The organism is Jatrophihabitans sp. YIM 134969 (genome assembly GCF_054456675.1).
In genome coordinates, this window is the sequence record NZ_JBTJEQ010000003.1 from 175,278 (window position 1) to 193,432 (window position 18,155).

Below are 18,155 nucleotides of genomic sequence, written 5' to 3' on the forward strand. Positions count from 1 at the left end.
GGTCAGGCCGCGCGGCCGGTGACCTGGCGGCGACGACGACTCAGGGAGTCGACGGCGACAGCGGCGAGCAGGATGATCCCGGTGGTGGTGTTCTTGACGGCCGCGGATTCGCCGAGCAGGTCCAGGCCGTTGGCGACCGAGCCGACCACGAGCGCGCCGAGCAGGGCGGTGTAGGCCTTGCCGCGGCCGCCGAACAGGCTGGTCCCGCCGATGACGACGGCTGCGATGGCGTTCAGTCCGAGGTTGCCACCACCGGCGGCGTTGGACACCGCGAACTGGCGGCTGGCGTCCAGGATGCCGGCCAGGGCCGAGATGGTCGCGGCGGCTGCGAACACGGCGAGCACGCTGCCGCGAACCCCGATGCCGGCTCGCCGGGCGGCCTCACGGTTCCCGCCGACGGCGTAGAGGTGTTGGCCCCACGCGGTCTGGTTCAAGACGATGCCGAGTGCGACGACGAGGCCGACCAGCAACACCAGCACCCACGGCACACCGAAGTACCGGTCGAGCACCGTGATCACGACGGCCACGGCCGCGGCGACGATCGCGACCCGGGCGGCGAGGTGGAACCACGGCTTCGGGGTCAGGCCGAGGCGTCGTTCGCTGCGGCGGGCGAGAAGACCCGTGACGGCCACGGCCGCGATGAGCAGGCCGCCGAGGGTCCAGGCGAAGCCGGTGGTGAGGTAGCTGCTGGCGATCGACTTCACGAACGGGTCGGCGATGCGGATCTCTCCGGCGTCGCCGATGAGCCCGAGCAGCAAGCCCTGCCACACCAGCAGACCGGTGAGGGTGACCACGAACGACGGCATGTGCACGAAGATGATCAGCACGCCCTGGGCCAGGCCGATGAGCAGCCCTGTTCCCAGTGCGACCAGGATCGCCGGACCTGTGCTCCACCCGTGCGCGAGCAGCTGGGCGAGGACTCCGGCGCAGAAGCCGCTCACGGCCGCCACGGAGAGATCGATCTCCCCGATCACCAGTACCGCGACCAGTCCGACCGCCAGCGTTCCGAGAACGGCGATCTGCAGGAACAGGTTGTTGAGGTTGCGGGCGGTGAGGAAGTTGTCGTTGCGGGTCTGGAAGTAGATCCAGATGACGGCCAACCCGATGACGACGGGGAGGGGCCCGAGGTCTCCGTCCTTGACGCGTTGCACCGACGAGCCGAGCCACGCGCGGAACGAGGAACCACCCGACGGCGACGCCGTTCCGACCTGGACAGTCGCCGTCTTGCTGAGGTCGACGTGAGCGGTCATGCGATCTTGGCTCCCGGGAGGGTGTTGCCGCCGGTGATGGCGGCGATGACGTCGCTGGGCTGGTGCTCACCGGGCCGGAAGGTGCCGGCGTTCCGCCCGAGTCGCAGGACGGCGATCTCGTCGGCGACGGCGAACACGTCGCTGAGGTTGTGCGAGATGACCACCACGCCGAGACCGCGGCGGCGCAGTCCCCGGACGAGCTCGTAGACCATGGCGGTCTGCTCGACCCCCAGCGCTGCGGTGGGTTCGTCGAGCATCACGATCTGCGATCCCCAGAGCACCGCGCGACTGACGGCAACGGCTTGCCGCTGCCCGCCCGAGAGCGCGGCAACCGGACGATCGAGGTCAGGAAGGGTGACGGCGAGCTCACGGACCACGTCGCGCGCGCGGGCTTGCATGGCCGGACGGTTGAGCATCCGGTCGCGTCGTCGGACCTCGCGACCGAGGTAGAGGTTGGCAACGACCGACAAGTTGTCGCACAGGGCGAGGTCCTGGTAGACGGTCTCGATGCCCAGGCGAGAGGCATCGGTCGGGCTGCTGATCGCGACCGGTTCGCCGCGCATCGTGAGCGTGCCCGAGTCGAAGGGCGAGCTGCCGGACAGCCCTTTGACCAGGGTGCTCTTGCCGGCGCCGTTGTCGCCGACGAGTGCGAGCACCCGGCCGGCGCGGACCTTCAGGTCGACGTCGGTGAGAGCGGCGACCGACCCGTAACGCTTGCCCCCGCCGCGCAACACGAGCAACTCGTCGCCGTGGTCGGCCGTCAGGGGCCCCGTGGGCGCGTCGGTCACGACGCGCCGCTGCACAAGGGCTGCTTGGCGGCGTCGTTGACGCAGATCTTGGACAGGGTGGTGAAGTCGTCCTTGATCACCGTGTCCGTGATGTTGTCCTTGTCGACCGACACCGGCGTCAGCAGGACGCTGGGGACGTCGGCCGTGCCGTTGTTGACGGTCGAGGTGGCCACCGCCTTGGCCTGGTCGGCCTTCTCGTCGACCAGAGCAACGGCGATCTTCGCGGCGGTCTCTGCTTCGTCGCGGATGGACTTGTAGACCGTCATGGACTGAGTGCCCTCGACGATGCGTTCCAGCCCGGCGTCGGTGGCGTCCTGACCTGTCACCAGGACCTTGCCCTGCAGGTTGCGCGCCGTCAGCGCGGTGACGACCGAGTTCGCAAGACCGTCGTTGGCGGCGAGGACGCCGTCGACCTTGTCACCGAGCTTGGTCAGACCCTGTTCCATCTCCCTTTGCCCCTCGGCCCCGTCGAAGTTCGGGGTGTCGGCCTCGTAGCCCAGCTTGAGGTCGCCCGAGGCGAACAGGGGGTCGAGGACGTCGTGCGCGCCCTTCTTGAACGCCTGGCCCGGTGCGCTGTCGGGAGCGCCGTTGATCATGGCGATGGTGGCGCCCGCCGGGAGCTTGTCGGCCAGGTACTGCGCTTGCATCTTCCCGACGGTCTCGTTGTCGAACGAGACGTAGTAGGCGGGCTTCGACCCACCCGACACCATGCCGTCGTACGCCACCACCGAGGCGCCTGCAGCCGTGGCCTTCTCCACCGTGGACGCGCCCGCTTCGTCGGTCATCGGGCTCATCACGATGACGCTGGCCCCGTTGGTGAGGGCGGCCTCGGCCTGACGCAGCTGTGTAGGTCCGTCGCCCTGGGCGTTGTTGGCGATGACCTTGATGGACGGGTCCAGCTTCTCGACCGCGTCGATGAAGTAGGGCTTGTCCTTGCTCTCGAACCGGTCGGCGCATGTCGAACACGGCATCAGGAAGGCGATGGTCTTGTTCCCGGCGTTGCCGGCTTGCGCAGCCTTCGAGGCCTGGTCGGAGGTCGAGCGGGTGGTGCCGCAGCCGGTCAGTGCCAGGACGGCCACCGCGGACACGACGGTCGCGACACGGATCAGGCGCCTGGGGCGTGGGACGGACATCGTGGTTCTCCTCATCGAGAGCGTCAGGGTGACGGTGGATCGGATCACGGGGTCGTGGTCTGGCTCGCCGGCGCGGACTCGCGCACCGACAACGTGGTGGGGAGGGTCATGGCGTTGACCTCGGGCGAACCGCCGACCCGATCGAGCAAGGCGCGTGCCGCCGCAGCCGCCATCTCGTACGAGGGTTGACGCACGGTCGTCAGGGCCGGGGTGGTGTGCGCTGCCAAGGGGATGTCGTCGAACCCGACGACGGCGACGTCGTCGGGCACCCGGCGCCCCGACGAGCGCAGAGCCCGGAGCGCACCGACGGCCATGAGGTCGTTCTGTGCGAACACCGCCTCGGTCCGCGGCGCAAGGTCGAGCAGCGTGGTCATCGCGTCGAAACCGCCCTGCTCCGTGAAGTCAGACTCCACCATGGCTCGCTTGGTCACCCGGGTGCCGTGTTCGCGGGCGGTCTCGAGATATCCCGCCGATCGTTGCCGGGTGCATCCGTACTCCGACGGGCCGGCGATCAGCGCGAGCTGGCGGCGCCCCGACTGGAGCAGGTGCTCCGCCGCCTGCTCACCTCCGAGCCGGTTCGTCGTCGCGACCGAGGGAAAACCCGGGTGCATGGCGCGGTCGTCGATGAGCACCACCGGCAGACCACGGGAGTGGAGATCCGCGATGAAATCGATCGTGTTCGGAGGCTCGATCACCAAGAGGCCGTCGAACGAGCGCGACGCCACCTGTTCGGTGAACCTCACCAACGACTGCTCACCGCGCTCGCTGGTGTGCAGCAGCAGTCCGTAGCCGTGCTCCTCGAGCACGTCGGCGGCTCCCTGGAGAACATCCGCCATCCAGGGCCAGGTCAGCGAAGGGACCATCATCCCGACGGCATGTGCCTGCCCCTTGGCGAGCCCGACCGCACGAGCGGACCGCGAGTAGTTGGTCTCCGACACGATCCGACGGATCCGCTCGGCGGTGGTGCTGTCGACATCCGGCCGTCCGTTCAGCACACGGGAAACCGTGGTCTTGGAGACGTTCGCCAGCCGGGCTATGTCGGCCATCGTGACAGTCAAACGCTCCCCCTGACCTCGGCGCGGAACCGGTTGCGGAACCGGTCACGGAACCGGTTCCGCGAAAGCTAGGCCCGTTGACGCCAGCTGGTCAAGGGTTGGAACAAGTTCCGGAACAGGCCGAGCGCTCAGCCGCGGACGGGCTCGGAGTCGCCGCGTCGCGGCCCCGGCTCCGTACCGCGCCATGGCCGGGCTCCGCAGAGGCCTTGCCTTCGCCAATCCCCCACCAGATGTGGCGGCACCAGTTGTCGCCGTTGTGGGAAACGCTCGCATCGCGCGAGCCGTGCCGGGACCGAACGGACCGGCCTACCAGTGGTGCCAGCGCGGCGACCTCCGGCATCTGCGATGTCGCGTGCCCGCTACATGTGGATGGTTGACAGACGGTGGTGGACGACCCCGTCTCAGTCGGCGCGACGCTGCCGCAGCGGTCGCAATTCGCGGACCGCCGCGGGCCAGAACGAGGAGCCGGCCAGGGCCAACCCGCCGACGGCGATGACGCCGACCGCGAGGTCGACGCTGGTGCGTCCCTCTCTGGCCCAGTAGACGTCCTGCAGGTCGATGAGGAGAGCGGCCTCATCGACGATCAGCGCGGTTCCCGCGCCGTACGCGATGGCGGTGGCCGGGTGACGGCGGTACCTGTCGCGACCGCGCAACGCCACCGCACCGATGCCGGTCAGCAGCGCGATGCCGATGTTGTAGTGGTGGAAGTGACGGCCGCCGACGCTCACGCCACCCCCGGACGGCCCGTGACCGTCGCGGATCCAGTGGGTCAGTGCGCGGACGCCCACGAACGTTGTCGCGAAGGACGCCCACGCGATCACGGCCGACCGCTGACCGACGGTCAGTTGCGAGTGCCAGCGTGCCTGCACCCGCGCGACCACCGCGTCGGACGGGTCGACATCGCGGTCGCGGATGTGGTCACGCGAAGGACCGTCCGGCGCAGGCGAGTGCGACACAGCTCGGAACCTACGCGAAGACGCCGGAGTCGACGGGTGGCACCGTCGACTCCGACGTGCGTCTGACCCAACGCTGATGCGGGCGATGTACGAGGTCGCCGACGACAACGAGGAGGAGCCAGAGGCGTTGCGGGCGTGCCGGGTACTGGGACGCGGTACAAGCGCAGTCCCTTAGGACTGGATCCAGCCGCTGGGTTGCGCCGAGCCGCTGAGCCAGGCCCAGCGGGCAGAAGGCCCTCGGAGTCCAGGAACCCGTTCTGTTCCACGTGTCATGCGACGTCGGTCTGTACGACAGCCGCGTATCCGCTCGAGCCCAGCGCCGACCGCCGTCGCAGGTAGCTGGTCCGCAGACGATCTCACTTCGGTGGGGTAAGCGGTACCGCACGCCGATCAGCGGAGGGCGGGGAACACGGTGGCCGCGACTGCAGCGCCGAGAACGGCGCCGGCGACAGCTTGTTCGACGGTGTGATAGTCGAGGGCGACTCGCGACCACGCAACGAGTGTGACCAGTGAGACCCCGAGGAACAGCCACGGCCCGAACGTCACCACGAGTACCGCGAGCAGACCTCCCGCCACGGCAGCGTGGATCGAGGTCTTCCACCAGTGGTTGACGACCAGGACAGCGAGCAATCCGACGAGCATCGCGATGACGACCGCGAGCATGGCGCGTGAGGCGTCGGCGAGGGCGAGCAGCAGAACTGCAGCGATCACACACGCCACCGCGACGAGGAGAGGCGCGGTGCGGGACCGTCGCTCGGCGACGTGATGGTCGGTCCACCGCCCGCGCTGGACGCCGACGACGATGGACGCCATGGGGACCGCGACGACGAGCAGCGCCACGAGGCTGACCCATACGGCGTCGACAGACCGCCGAGCGTCGGACGCAGCGACGGCGAGTATCGCCGCGGTCGCGCAGATGGCCGGACTGGTCGATTCGGTGATCACCCTCGCGACACGACGCCGCCAGCCAGTTGCGGTCGCGATCGTCCATTCGAGCCCGCACCGAGCAGCCGCGTGCGGAGACCCTCTGCGCAACCGCGCATCGCGACGGCGTGGTTCCACTGGAGCAGAGGTCGGATACCCACGTCGATCAGGCGGGCGATCGGGTGCTCCAGCGTGACCGCTTGGTCGAATCGAACCCCTGTGCCTCCCTGGTCCCGGTCTGCGACTGCAACGCGCCGTTGTAGCCGGCGGCGGTTCGGGCGAGCTGTACGTCGACAGCTTGAAGAACCACCAGAGCCGGACCATCCCGACGACATCCAACGTCGCCGAGATCGTCGAACGGTGGGCAGCCGAGAAGTCCTCCCACGAGTGGCTGTTCTCGACGTCCTCCGGGACAGCGTTGCGAGAGGGCAACTGGAAGCGCCAGGTGGGCTGGCAGTCTGCGAAGACAGCGGTCGGACGGCCCACCCTGCGAGTCCACGACCTCCGGCACACCGCAGCCTCGATCTGGCTAGTCGTGGGGCGGACGCCAAGGTCGTCCAACGGATCCTGGGCCATGCGAGCGCGACCATGACGCTCGACCTCTACGGCCACCTCATCGACAGCAACCTCTGGAACGCCGCCGACCGCATCAGCGGCCGGGGGCACCACGGGGGCACGGAACCCACATCACTCATCGGGAGGAACAATGTCTGATGCACGGAAGGCCCCGAATCCGGGGCCTGCAGCGTGGAGCCGCCTCGGGGAATCGAACCCCGGACCTTCTCATTACGAGTGAGACGCTCTGCCGACTGAGCTAAGGCGGCGCGGCCCACGACGTCGTCCCGGACAGCGCGGGCGAGTCTAGCGAACAGCCCTCACCCGCACCGCCCGGGCCACGGTCAGGCCGTGACGAGCGCGCCCAGCGCCCGGCCGGCCACGCGGGCGGCCTCGAGTGCTTCCGCGTGCATCGCGGCCGCCTGGTCCTTGAAGTCGTCCAGCGCCGGGTTGACGCCGACGAGGGTGAACTCGCGCTCGACCACGGTGAGGTCGGCGCCCCAGACGTCGGCGAGGATGCGGCGCAGGTAGCCGGTCGAGTGGTCCCAGCCCTCGCGGGGCGTGCCGGCGCCGTAGGCGCCACCGCGCACCGTGGCGAGCACGACGGGCTTGCCCTCGAGCAGCCGCGGCGAGACGCCGGGGGTGGCGCGCGGGTCGGTGAGGACGAGGTCGATCCAGGTCTTGATGTGCTGCGAGACGCCGAAGTTGTAGAGCGGGACCGCCAGCAGGATCGCGTCGGCGGCGAGCAGTTCGTCGACCAGCTCGGCGGCGAGCGCGACGGCGGCCTGCTGCCCCGGCGTGCGCTGGTCCTCGGGCACGAAGCCCGCCGTGACGGCGTTCGCCCACGCGTCGGCGGGGAGCACCTCCACGCCGATGTGACGTCGTTCGACGGCGTCACCGGGGTGGTTCGCGAGCCACTCCTGCTCGACGATGTCGGCGATCTCGCGGCTCGCCGAGCCCTCGACTCGGAAGCTGGCGTCCAGACGGAACAGGGTCATCGTGGGGTCTCCTCGATCGGTGATGACTTCATGCATGAAGTCCAACGTCACGAGTATGACTTCATGCGTGAACTGATGCAACCCGCCCGGTACCGTCGACCCGTGGACGAGGCAGCCGAGCCGCAGTGGCTCGAGGACGACGAGCAGCAGGCGTGGATCGCCATCGCCACCCTGCTGTTCCAACTGCCCGGCACGCTCGACCGGCAGTTGCAGCGCGACTCCGGCCTGACGCTGTTCGAGTACTTCACCCTCAGCGGGTTGTCGATGGCGCCGGACCGGACCATGCGGATGAGTGATCTCGCGCTGTTCACCAACGGCTCGCTCTCGCGGCTGTCGAACGTCGCGAAGCGGTTGGAGCAGCGCGGGTGGATCGAGCGGCACCCGGACCCCGACGACGGCCGGTTCACCAACGCCGTGCTCACCGACGCCGGGTGGGACGTCGTCGTCGCCGCGGCTCCGGGCCACGTCGCCGCGGTGCGCCGGCACGTCATCGCCCCCCTCACCCCCGCCCAGTTGCGGGCCCTCGCCACGGTGGCTCCGCGGATCGCCGCCACGCTCGACTCCGACGACCGCTGCTGATCCACCCCGCCACCGATCCGGACCACCTCAGGCCGTGACGAGCGAGCGGTAACGGCGATATCGTTCTTCTGGAGCCTGCCCGGGCGCGGGTTGGGCCGAGATCGTCGCTTCCGCGGGCGACAGGCGAGAGAGCGTGGTCCGGATGGTCGAGCGCACGGACGACCGCATCCTGGCCCTGGTCGGCCGGTCCGACGGGTTGTCCCGCATCGCCCTGCAGCGCGAACTGGGCCTGCCGGCCGCGACCGTCACCAGCGCCGTCGGACGGTTGCTGGCCCGGGGCGACCTCGTCGAGACGCCCGACCCGACCCGGCGGTCGAAGTCCGGTCGACGCCCGGCCCTGTTGCGGGTCGCGGGTGACCGCCCGCTCATCGGGGTGGTGTCGTGGAACCGCGACCACGTCCGGACCGCGCTCGCGACGTTCGCGGGCGACGTCGTCGCCGCGACCGAGCATTCCGCGCGCGGCGACGACGTCCTCACCGAGCCGATGGCGGCCCTGACCGCACCGGCCGACGGAAGGCTGACCTCGGTCGTGGTGTCGGTGCCCGCGCCCTACCAGCGCGGCAAGGGCGTGCCGTCGTTCCGGCGCTACGGGCCGCCCCGGCCGGAACCGGAGCGGCCACGCTGGCTCGCCGACTTCGACAGCGACCCGGCGCGGGCGTGGAGCGAGCGGCTCGGGGTGCCGACGGTGTTCGAGAACGACGCCAACCTGGCGCTCATCGGCGAGGCCTCGGCGGGTGTGGCCGCCGGTCTGCAGGATGTCGTGCACATCAAGCTGGGCGGCTTCAGCGCCGGCACCGGCCTGCTCGTGGGCGGCCGGATCCACCGCGGCGCCAACGGTTTCGCGGGCGAACTCGCTCACCTGCACGTCGACGACGACGGCCCGTTGTGCGCCTGCGGCGGCCGGGGGTGCCTGCAGACCCGGCTGGGCGCGAACCTCATGGACTCGGTGCGCACCGCGTTCGGCACACCGGTGACCTTCGCCGACATCCTGCGCCTCGCCGATGCCGGCGAGCCCGGACCCGCCCGCATCCTCGGCGACATCGGCCGCACCATCGGCCGACCGCTCGCCGACCTCGTGACGTTCCTCAACCCGGCGGCCATCGTGGTCGACGGATCCCTCGGCCCCGCCGCCCGATTCGTCGTCGAGGGGTTGCGCGAACCGATCGACCGCTACGCCTCGCCGACGGCCGCCTCGAGCCTCCGCGTGCTGGTCGGCACGCTCGGTCCGCGCGCCGATCTCTTCGGGGCGATCGCCCTCAGCCGCGGGGAAGCGTTGCAGGGTGCACCGGTGACCGGATCGACGGGCGGTCAGCCGGTGAGCACTGCCGCGTTGCGGTAGCTCAGGGCGAGGCACGAGCCGTCTGGTGCGCACCCGATCGCTGCGATCGACGCGTCGAGCGCGGTCGGGGTGGACGCCGCCCAGGTGACACCGGAGCTCGCCAGCACTCTCCGACCCGACGGCACCAGGCACACGCCGCCCCGGACGCACGAGACGTCACCCGGGTACTCGGTCGACGAGCTGACGGTCTGACCGTCGTCCCACCCCACGCCGTCCCACTGGTACAGGCGCCCACCGGCCGACGCCACGCAGAACGTCGGGGACGCGCAGTCCATCTGCCGGAAGGCCCCGGGCGGGCCGGCGATGCGCGACCAGGTCTTCCCGTCGAACCGGAAGCTCGCGCCGCCCACGTGACCGAGACAGAAGGACCGACTCGTGCAGGCGAGTTGGACGTCCGAGTGGGTCGGCAGGACCGTGGTCGGGCGCCAGCCCTGCGGGTCGCCGACGTACACCCCGCCGAGCTGGTCGCCGGCGAGGCACCAGCCCTCGACCGGGCACGACACCGACACGAACTGCACGTCACTCGCGAGTTGCGTGATCGGCCCCCAGCCGGCGGCCGTGCGGAGGATCGCGCGTCCGGACCGTCCGACCGCACCGCACCAGTTCCCCGACGCACACGAGACGTCGGTCGGCGGTCCGAACGCCCGGCTCGCCGTGGTCCACGCCCGACCGTCGAACTCGCGGATGTCGTTGCGGGACCCGACCGCGCTGCACGATGTACGGGAACGGCAGGCGAGGACGCGGAACTGGGACGTCTCCGGGTCGACCGGTGCAGGATCGACCAGTCCGACACCGTCGAACCGGATGCCGAGGCCGTCGTCCGACACCACCTGACACGACGCCGTCGCGCCACACGCCAGCTGGCGGTGACCGACACCCGGCGCCTCGCCGACGACCTGCCAGTCACCCGTGCCGGTCCGGGCCAGCACCTCCGGCGAGAGACCGCCCGCGACACAGGTGTCACCGGCGCACGACAGATCGTCGGGGCCCCCGGGGACGACGCCGTCGGACCGCCAGCCGCCGCCGGCCAGCCGGTAGCTGGCGGTCTCACCGGCCGGGTTCGCGCCGATGGCGACGCAAGCCGCTTCCGTTGCACACGACACCAGTCTCAGCTGCGTGGCGTCGGCGACTGCGACCGCCGGTGTCCACCCGGTCTGGGTCGTGAGCGTGCTCGCCCGGCCGTCCGCGCCGACCGTGACACACGTGGCGCCGGCGCAGTCGACGCCCTCGACGGCCGTGCCCACACCGAAGACGTGCCGCCCGAACCAACCACCGTCGTGGTCGGTCCACCACATGTTGTCGCTCGATGCCGACAAGCAGGTGTCGACCGTGCACGCGAAGGAATCACCGGGGAAGGACGAGGGCAGGGTGGCCCACCGCGTCCACCCGTCGGCCGCACTGCGCCAGATGCCGTTGTCGCTGTCGTGCGCGAAGCACAGCGCCGCGGTCGGGCACGACACCGACACCAGCCCGAGCTCGTTGTCGCCGGAGCGGGGCGTCACCTGTACCGGCTGCGACCACGTGGCGCCGTCCCACCGCACGGCCTGTCCGTGGGCGTCGACCGCGACGCAGGACGACGCCGACCCGCAGGACACGTCCTCGACGCCACCGCCGTACCCGTCGACCGGCGCGGTGGCCCCCCAAGCGGGCATCGGCACCGGCGCGGCCGCGACCCAGCCGACCACGTCCACGATCAGCGAGTTCACGGCGCCGCTCAGCAGGCGGACACGGCCGTCGGGGCCGACCGGGGCGAGGACGGCGTCGGCGATCGTCTGGCCGGAAGCATGGCTGAGGTTGGTCGTCGCTGGCCGGGCACCGCCACCGCGGTACACGACCACGCTGCCCGCGCCGTCGAGGTTGCGCTGCGTCGAGGTGAGCACGATCGCCACGGCGTCGACGCCGGTCGCCGGCACACCGGCCCGACCCGTGACGAGGACCTCGGCCGGGACACCCTGGCTGCCGACTCCGCCGGACCGGTTGTCGAAGAGCCGAGCCGGCGCGACCGGGTGGTAAGCACCCGGGGCCGACGCCGTGCCGGCGAGGACGTAGCCCGACACGTCGGCGACCAGCTGTGTGGCGGCGCTGGTGTAGAGCACGACCCGGCCGTCGGCGGACACCGGCGCGAACACGGCGTCGGCGACGGTCTGCCCGGCCACGTAGTTGACCACCGAGGCGACCGGCCTCGCGGTGCCGGCGGCGTACACGGTGACGTAGCCCGCCGCGGCGGGCGCGGTCACGGTCACGTTGAGCAGGACGCCGCCCACACCCCGGGCGGGCACACCGCCGCGGCCGGCCACCGACAACGTCACGGCATCGCGGGCCGGGACCACTGCACGGGGCGCGCCCGTCCCTGACCGCGTGTCGAGCACACGCCTCGGCGGCAGCGCCGCGAAGGTTCCGGCACCTGTCGACGTCCCGGTGGCGTACCAGCCGGACACGTCGACGATCGCGTGGGTCCTCGCGCTGCTGGAGAGCGAGATCCGACCGCCCGTTCCGACCGGGACGACCACGAGGTTCGACACCGTCCGCCCGGCGCCGAAGTTCACGTTCGACGATCCCGGCCGGGCCGTCCCCGTCGGGTAGGCGACCACGTACCCGCTCGACGCCGGGGTCACCACGGTGACCGTGACCGCCACGGCCCCCACGCCGGTCGCAGGGACGCCACCGCGGCCGGTGACGACCACGCTCACCGTGCCTCCGGCGGGGATCGCGCCGACGGGCGCTCCGTTGCCGTTGCGGGTGTCGAGCAGACGCTGCGCCGCGAGCGGGGTGTACGCACCGGCGGCCGGCGCAGCGACGACCGCTTGCTCGGGCGACGGGCTCACCGGCGTGGGGGCGCCGGGCGTCGCCGCACCGGCCGAGGGTGCGACCCCGGCGATCAGGACCGTCACGACGGCAGCGGCGGACAACGGTGTACGGCGGACCATGCAGCGACCTCCGTCGCGTCGTGGGACCGCGGAACTGTAACCCGTCGTTACGTGATCGGCACCGTCTCCGAGACCCCGACGGCCTCGCCGCCCGAAACGCCTGGGCCGGACTGCGCGACCGAGGCGAGCAGGGCGAGCTTCTCGGCGTCCGCCGAACCGGCGTCCGGGTGGAAGACCACCAGCATCATGCCGTCCGCGCCGTTGATCTCCATCCGCTCCCGGTTCAGCGTCATCGGCCCCACCTGCGGATGATCCATCCGGATCGGGGTCCCCCGCTGCCCGCGTACCTCGTGCCGCGCCCACAACTGCCGGAACCGGGCGCTGCCGAGCGAGAGTTCCCCGACCAACTCGATGAAACGCGGGTCGTCGACGTCGGTACCGACAGCTTGACGCAGGTTCGCGACGAAGCACTCGGTGACGTTCTCCCACTCGGGGTGCAGGGCCTGGACCGCCGGGTCGAGGAACAGGTCGCGCAGCTGGTTGCCGCCCGGGGCGAGGCTCGGTGCGAGCGCGGTGGCCAGCGAGTTCGCGGCCAGGATGTCGAACCACCGGTCCTCGACGAACGCGGGTTGCGCGAGTGTGTGCAGGAGCTTGAGCGTGCCCGCCGGCGGGACCTGCCGACGTGCACGAGGTTTGCGGCGCCTCGGCAGGTCGGCCACCAGCGTGAGCAGGTGGGCGAAGGCGTCGTCGTCGAGCCGCAGCACCCGGGCCAACGCCTCGAGGACCTGCACGGACGGGTGCCGGTCACGGCCGCGTTCCAGGCGCAGGTAGTAGTCACCGCTGATGCCGGCGAGCATCGCGACCTCCTCCCGCCGCAGGCCCGGTACCCGGCGCACGCCCACCTCGGGAACGCCGGCCTGCTGCGGGGTCACGAGTTCGCGCCGTGCCCGCAGGAACGCGCCCAAGGCGTTCGTCGCGTCGGTCACCCGTCGAGCGTAGGGCGCGGGGCGCCGTCCAGAGGGGGTCCCCGGACTCCCCGGTCTCCACAGGGCTCTGGGTGCCGTGGCCGGGTCTGCCTAGCGTCGCCACGGGTCGGACCGGCCCCGCCGAACCGAGAGGACGACATGACCGTCACGTTGATCACCGGAGCCAACAAGGGCCTGGGGCTCGAGACCGCCCGCCAGCTGACCGAGCTGGGGCACGAGGTCTGGGTCGGCTCGCGCGACGCCGAGCGTGGGGCGAAGGCCGCGGCCGAGATCGGGGCGCGCCCGGTTCAGCTCGACGTCACCGACGACGCGTCCGTCACCGACGCACTGACGGCCATCGAGAAGGCCTCGGGGCGCCTCGACGTGCTGGTCCACAACGCCGGCGTCCTCGAGACCAGTCTGGACGCGGCCGCCGCTCAACGGTCGTTCGACACCAACGCCATCGGGATCGTCCGGGTGACCGAGGCGGCGCTGCCGTTGCTGCGCCGGTCGGACGCACCGAACGTCGTCGTCGTGTCCAGCAGTGCCGGGTCGTTCTGGGCCGTCACGAACCCCGAGCGGCCGGAGTACGGGCTGCCGTTGGCGCTGTACTCGGCGTCGAAGGCCGCCGCGACCATGCTGACGGTCCAGTACGCCCACGCCCACCCCGACATCCGGTTCAACGCCCTCGAGCCGGGGACGACGGCGACCGACATGACGGCGGCGTTCGGGATCGGACGACCCGTGGCGGAGAGCGCGAGGGTCGTCGTGCGGCTCGCGACGCTGGGGCCCGGCGGCCCGACCGGCACCTTCACCGACGAGCACGGCACGCTGCCCTGGTGAGCCGGGCACCCGCGCTCAGTGGCGCGGGCGTTCACCGGCCGGGCTGCGTCGGGGGCGCGGGGTGGAGCGGAACTGGTCGACCACCAGGTCGAGCCGTTCGCCCGCGTGGCCGGCGCGCAGCCGGTCCTGACGCCCGAGCGTGACCAGACCGTGCAGCGCGGCCCAGACCACCTCGGTCAGGGTCTCGACGTCACGCGCGCCCGCGACCGTCGCCACCGCGCCCCGCAGTTCGAGGAACGCCGCGTGCAGCGGCTCCGGTGAGCCGGGGCCGAACCGGAGACGCGTCGACCGGGTGAACATCGCGTCGTAGAGCGCCGGGCTCTCGGCCGCGAACCCGGTGTACGCGTGGGCCACCGCGGTGAGTGCCTCGCCGCGGGCGGCGTCGCGGCGGGCGTCGGCCAGAACCGTGGCGAGCTCGGCGAACCCCTCGAGGGCCACCGCCTCGACGAGGTCCTCCATCGAGGAGAAGTGCTGGTAGATCACGGGTTGGCTGTACTCGATCTCGGTGGACAGCCGCCGGGTGGTGACGGCGTCCCACCCCTCCCGCTCGGCCAGACCCCGGGCGGTCACGGTGATGAGCTCGCGGCGGGCGGCCCGGTCGCGGCGGCGTCGGTCCTCGATGGCCATGCCTGAGATTAGCAGGTACACGCCCTGCTAGCAGCGCTATTGCGGAGACCCGAATTGGGCGCTAGCGTTGCTAGCACCTAGCAGCGCTAACCCGTCCGAGGAGCTCCTGTGACCACGACACCCGAAGAACTCGCCAGCACCTACCTGGCGATGCTCAACACCCACGACGCCGATCTGGTCGACCGGTTCGTCGCCGTCGACTACGTCAACCACAACCCCTTCGTCGCTCCCGGGCGCGAGGGCAACCGGGTGTTCTGGACGGCGTTCTTCGCCGCACTCCCCGACCTCACCGCCACGCAGGGGGACCTCGTCGTCGCCGGCGACCGTGTGGTCGGCCGCTACGTCTACCGCGGCACGCACACCGGCGATCTCATGGGCATCCCGGCGACGGGACGGCCCGTCGAGATGCGGTCGATCGACATCTGGCGGGTGGCCGACGACATGTTCGTCGAGCACTGGGACGAGCTCAACCTGCTGCAGGTCTTCCAGCAGATCGGCGTCATCCCCGCCCTGCCGAGCGGATCGGAGGGGCAGTCGTGACGCTCGTCGTCCAGATCGCGGCCTTGGTGGCGATCGTGGGGACCGGGGTCGTCTACGGCACCGACGTGTTCTGCGCCATCGCCCAGCGCCCCGCGCTCGCCCGCGTCGACGACGCCACCTTGACGGCCGTCATGGGCAACGTCCACCGCTACGCCGACGCGCGGATGCCACTGCCGGGGGTGGCCGGGATCCTCGCCGCCGCCGTCGCCGCCGTGGTGGCAGGCCTGGACGGCCAGGCGGTGGCGACCGTCGCCGCCGCTCTCGCGTTCGTGCTGCTGGTCAGCTGGCTCGTCGTGTACCTCCGCATCAGCGCCCCGATAAACCGGACGCTCACGGCGGCCGTCGACGCGCACGAGACGCCCGCGGACGCCCGTGCCCTGCAACGGGCCTGGGACCGCGTGATCGTCCCCCGCGCCCTGCTGCAGGGCGTGGCCGTGATCGCGCTCGGCGTCGCCCTCATCAGCGCCACCCGCTGACCACCCGCCACCACCCGACCTCGGAGGTCGTCCATGCCCTCGTCACCACTGCCCGACACGTCCCTCGACGGACGCACCGCAATCGTCACCGGCGGCAACAGCGGTATCGGTCTGCAGGTCGCCACGGCCCTGGCCGAGCGCGGCGCCCACCTCGTGCTCGCGGTACGGGACCCCGAACGCGGCGCGCGAGCCGCGGCGCAGATCCCCGGTTCGGCGGAGGTCCGAATCCTCGACCTGGCCGACCCACGATCCGTCCGTGCGTTCGCGGACGGGTGGGACGGGCCGTTGCACCTGCTCGTCAACAACGCCGGCATCTCCACCCCGGAACTGCGCCGCACCGCGGACGGTCGCGAGTTGCAGTTCGCCACCAACCACCTCGGGCCGTTCGCGCTGACGAACCTGCTGCTGCCGCACATCACCGGCCGCGTCGTCACGCTCGCGTCGTTGGCCGAACGCCAGGCCCGTCTGGACTTCGACGACCTGGACTGGCGTCGGACCCCGTACAAGCCGTCCCGGGCCTACGCCAACTCCAAGCAGGCCAACCTGCTGTTCACCGCCGGGCTCCAGCGCCGCCTCACCGACGCCGGGTCGACGGTGCGGGCGATGGCCGCCCACCCGGGCTTCGTCGCCACGAGCATCTACGACGAGACCACCAACCCCGTCGCGCGTCTGGCGGTCAGGCTGCTGGCGCAGGACGCCCACGCCGGCGCGCAGCCCGTCCTGCTCGCCGCCCTGGCCGACCTCCCCGGCGACACCTTCACCGGCCCGCGGCACCTGGCGCACATGCGGGGCGGAGCCGAACCCCTCACCCGGTCGAAGACCGCCTCGGACCCCGAGCTCGCCGACCGGCTCTGGGCCGTCTCCGAGGAGCTGACCGGCGTCGGCTTCCCGCTCCGGTCGGTGGGCTGAGAGGTCGGGAACGTCCCAGCGGGCGGCGAGCCGCCGGTGCAGGATGACGGGGTGGTGAGCATCAGCGCGGAGACCCCGGCCGAGACCGAGCACCGGCTGCGGCGGGTGATCGCGGCCGCCGACCTGGTGGTGCTCGACGGGGCGTGGGCGTTCGGCGAGTCACCGCTGGACCGGCCACCGCAGCTGCGCCCCGAGCTGGTCGCCGTGGTGCGCGACGAGGACAGCTGGTCGTGGCTGGCGCCGGCGGGGCCCGACGCCGTCGAGGTTTTCGCGTTGTTCTCGTTCCACTTCCCGGCCGGCCTGGACAACAGCGGCTTCGTGGGGTGGCTCGCCACCGAGCTCAAGCGGCGCCTGGGCACCGGGGTGTTCGTGATCTGCGGGCAGAACAGTGGCCGCGGCGGCGTCTACGACTACTGGGGGTGCCCGCACGAGCTGCGGACCGAGGCAGCCGCGGTCATCGAGGAGCTCCGGACGACGCGGTAGTCCGCGACGCGCTCACTCGGCCGGCTCGGCCACACTCTCGCGCTGCTCGAACGCCTGCCGGGAACCGCAGACGTCGGCGAGGCCGCAGCTGGTGCGACGGCCGGAGTCGTCGAGCCGGACGACGATCGACTCGGACGGGACGTTGCTGCCGACGACCGTGCCGTCTCCGTCGGGGGTCTGCACCTTCTCGCCCTTGCCCGGCGCCCGCTTCACGAAGTCCTGGTAGAGCGGGTGCTCGTACTTCAAGCAGCACATGAGCTTGCCGCAGGCGCCCGCGATGCGCACGGGGTTGGTGGGCAGGTCCTGGTCCTTCGCCATCCGCACCGAGACCGGCTCGTACTCCACCAGGAACGTTGCACAGCACAACTCTCGGCCGCAGGAGCCGATGCCGCCGGTCAGTTTGGCTTCGTCACGCGCCGAGAGCTGCCGCAGTTCGACCTTGCCGTCCATGGTGGCCGCGAGGTCACGCACGAGTGACCGGAAGTCGACGCGGTGGGGCGCAGTGAAGTAGACCGTGCTGTGGTTGGTCTCGACGACGTGGTCGACACCCGCGACCTTCATCGGCAGACCGTGCTCGCGGATGAGCTTGCGGGAGGCGACGCGGACGTCGGCCCGGCGCCGGCGTGAACGTTCCGCGCGGCTGACGGCCTCCGTCGGAGCGCGCCCGACCAGCACCGGCCAGGCCGAGGACCCGACGTCGTCGGCCGACCACTCCGGCGCCCACACCACCTGCGCGACCTCGGGACCCTCGGTGGTCGGGTACAGGACGTGCTCGCCCACCTCGAGCCCGGTGAGCTCGCCGGGATCGGCGTAGTACAGGCGTCCACGCGGCTGGAAGGTCACCGCGCAGACGAAGGGCACGGCACCA

Annotated in this window: 19 protein-coding genes and 1 tRNA gene; 8 read left to right on the plus strand and 12 right to left on the minus strand. The window is 71.4% G+C overall.

The genetic code is table 11. The features are described 5' to 3' along the window. Window positions 1–2 precede the first annotated feature (2 nt). The 6 genes from ACXR2U_RS03265 to ACXR2U_RS03290 form a co-directional block, all read right to left on the minus strand. Window positions 3–1,250, minus strand: coding sequence for a sugar ABC transporter permease (locus ACXR2U_RS03265; RefSeq protein WP_458823491.1), 1,248 nt, complete (start codon window positions 1,248–1,250; stop codon window positions 3–5). After that, a complete protein-coding gene (locus tag ACXR2U_RS03270; RefSeq protein WP_458823492.1) occupies window positions 1,247–2,038 on the minus strand; it encodes an ATP-binding cassette domain-containing protein in 792 nt (263 codons plus the stop codon). Before ACXR2U_RS03270 ends, ACXR2U_RS03265 begins: the two co-directional genes overlap by 4 nt. Continuing rightward, window positions 2,035–3,171, minus strand: a complete 1,137-nt coding sequence (locus ACXR2U_RS03275) for a sugar ABC transporter substrate-binding protein (RefSeq protein ID WP_458823493.1) — start codon at window positions 3,169–3,171, stop codon at window positions 2,035–2,037. The genes ACXR2U_RS03270 and ACXR2U_RS03275 overlap by 4 nt, the downstream gene beginning before the upstream one ends. A 44-nt stretch (window positions 3,172–3,215) precedes the next feature. Next, window positions 3,216–4,229, minus strand: a complete 1,014-nt coding sequence (locus ACXR2U_RS03280; protein WP_458823494.1) for a LacI family DNA-binding transcriptional regulator — start codon at window positions 4,227–4,229, stop codon at window positions 3,216–3,218. A 398-nt stretch (window positions 4,230–4,627) separates the two neighbouring features. Continuing rightward, entirely contained in the window at window positions 4,628–5,107 is a 480-nt protein-coding gene (locus tag ACXR2U_RS03285; protein ID WP_458823526.1) for a hypothetical protein, read from the minus strand. A 465-nt stretch (window positions 5,108–5,572) separates the two neighbouring features. Beyond that, window positions 5,573–6,022 carry a phosphatase PAP2 family protein gene (locus ACXR2U_RS03290; RefSeq protein ID WP_458823495.1) on the minus strand — a complete coding sequence of 150 codons (450 nt, stop codon included), beginning with the start codon at window positions 6,020–6,022 and terminating at the stop codon, window positions 5,573–5,575. A 367-nt stretch (window positions 6,023–6,389) separates the two neighbouring features. On the opposite strand from ACXR2U_RS03290, the gene ACXR2U_RS03295 reads away from it, so the two are divergent. Beyond that, window positions 6,390–6,698, plus strand: coding sequence for a tyrosine-type recombinase/integrase (locus ACXR2U_RS03295; RefSeq protein ID WP_458823527.1), 309 nt, complete (start codon window positions 6,390–6,392; stop codon window positions 6,696–6,698). A gap of 156 nt (window positions 6,699–6,854) precedes the next feature. Here the strand turns inward: ACXR2U_RS03295 and ACXR2U_RS03300 are convergent. Together ACXR2U_RS03300 and ACXR2U_RS03305 are read right to left on the minus strand one after the other, a co-directional pair. After that, window positions 6,855–6,930, minus strand: a tRNA-Thr gene (locus ACXR2U_RS03300). Between the two features lie 75 nt (window positions 6,931–7,005). Then, a complete protein-coding gene (locus ACXR2U_RS03305; RefSeq protein WP_458823496.1) occupies window positions 7,006–7,659 on the minus strand; it encodes an FMN-dependent NADH-azoreductase in 654 nt (217 codons plus the stop codon). A gap of 102 nt (window positions 7,660–7,761) precedes the next feature. On the opposite strand from ACXR2U_RS03305, the gene ACXR2U_RS03310 reads away from it, so the two are divergent. Continuing rightward, a complete protein-coding gene (locus ACXR2U_RS03310) occupies window positions 7,762–8,238 on the plus strand; it encodes a MarR family winged helix-turn-helix transcriptional regulator (RefSeq protein WP_458823497.1) in 477 nt (158 codons plus the stop codon). A 142-nt stretch (window positions 8,239–8,380) separates the two neighbouring features. Further along, a complete protein-coding gene (locus ACXR2U_RS03315; RefSeq protein WP_458823498.1) occupies window positions 8,381–9,577 on the plus strand; it encodes an ROK family transcriptional regulator in 1,197 nt (398 codons plus the stop codon). Here ACXR2U_RS03315 and ACXR2U_RS03320 read toward each other — a convergent pair. Next, the gene (locus tag ACXR2U_RS03320) at window positions 9,547–12,468 is read right to left on the minus strand and encodes a hypothetical protein (protein ID WP_458823499.1); all 2,922 of its coding nucleotides are present in this window, start codon (window positions 12,466–12,468) and stop codon (window positions 9,547–9,549) included. The two genes, ACXR2U_RS03315 and ACXR2U_RS03320, sit on opposite strands and share 31 nt — an antisense overlap. An 83-nt stretch (window positions 12,469–12,551) precedes the next feature. Further along, window positions 12,552–13,430, minus strand: a complete 879-nt coding sequence (locus ACXR2U_RS03325; RefSeq protein ID WP_458823500.1) for a helix-turn-helix transcriptional regulator — start codon at window positions 13,428–13,430, stop codon at window positions 12,552–12,554. 138 nt (window positions 13,431–13,568) lie between these two features. On the opposite strand from ACXR2U_RS03325, the gene ACXR2U_RS03330 reads away from it, so the two are divergent. Beyond that, window positions 13,569–14,252, plus strand: a complete 684-nt coding sequence (locus ACXR2U_RS03330) for an SDR family NAD(P)-dependent oxidoreductase (RefSeq protein WP_458823501.1) — start codon at window positions 13,569–13,571, stop codon at window positions 14,250–14,252. 15 nt (window positions 14,253–14,267) lie between these two features. Here ACXR2U_RS03330 and ACXR2U_RS03335 read toward each other — a convergent pair whose 3' ends face one another. Further along, a complete protein-coding gene (locus ACXR2U_RS03335) occupies window positions 14,268–14,879 on the minus strand; it encodes a TetR/AcrR family transcriptional regulator (RefSeq protein ID WP_458823502.1) in 612 nt (203 codons plus the stop codon). Between the two features lie 108 nt (window positions 14,880–14,987). Here ACXR2U_RS03335 and ACXR2U_RS03340 point away from each other — a divergent pair, with 108 nt between their 5' ends. From ACXR2U_RS03340 to ACXR2U_RS03355, 4 genes are read left to right on the plus strand one after another with little or no spacing between them, the layout of a single operon-like run. After that, a complete protein-coding gene (locus ACXR2U_RS03340) occupies window positions 14,988–15,419 on the plus strand; it encodes an ester cyclase (protein ID WP_458823503.1) in 432 nt (143 codons plus the stop codon). Continuing rightward, entirely contained in the window at window positions 15,416–15,895 is a 480-nt protein-coding gene (locus tag ACXR2U_RS03345) for a DUF1772 domain-containing protein (protein WP_458823504.1), read from the plus strand. The genes ACXR2U_RS03340 and ACXR2U_RS03345 overlap by 4 nt, the downstream gene beginning before the upstream one ends. Window positions 15,896–15,928: 33 nt before the next feature. Further along, window positions 15,929–16,804, plus strand: a complete 876-nt coding sequence (locus ACXR2U_RS03350) for an SDR family NAD(P)-dependent oxidoreductase (protein ID WP_458823505.1) — start codon at window positions 15,929–15,931, stop codon at window positions 16,802–16,804. Between the two features lie 54 nt (window positions 16,805–16,858). Further along, window positions 16,859–17,287, plus strand: coding sequence for a DUF6196 family protein (locus ACXR2U_RS03355; protein ID WP_458823506.1), 429 nt, complete (start codon window positions 16,859–16,861; stop codon window positions 17,285–17,287). Window positions 17,288–17,299: 12 nt separating this feature from the next. Here the strand turns inward: ACXR2U_RS03355 and ACXR2U_RS03360 are convergent, their stop codons facing one another. After that, window positions 17,300–18,148, minus strand: a complete 849-nt coding sequence (locus ACXR2U_RS03360) for a PSP1 domain-containing protein (protein ID WP_458823507.1) — start codon at window positions 18,146–18,148, stop codon at window positions 17,300–17,302. Window positions 18,149–18,155: the final 7 nt, after the last annotated feature.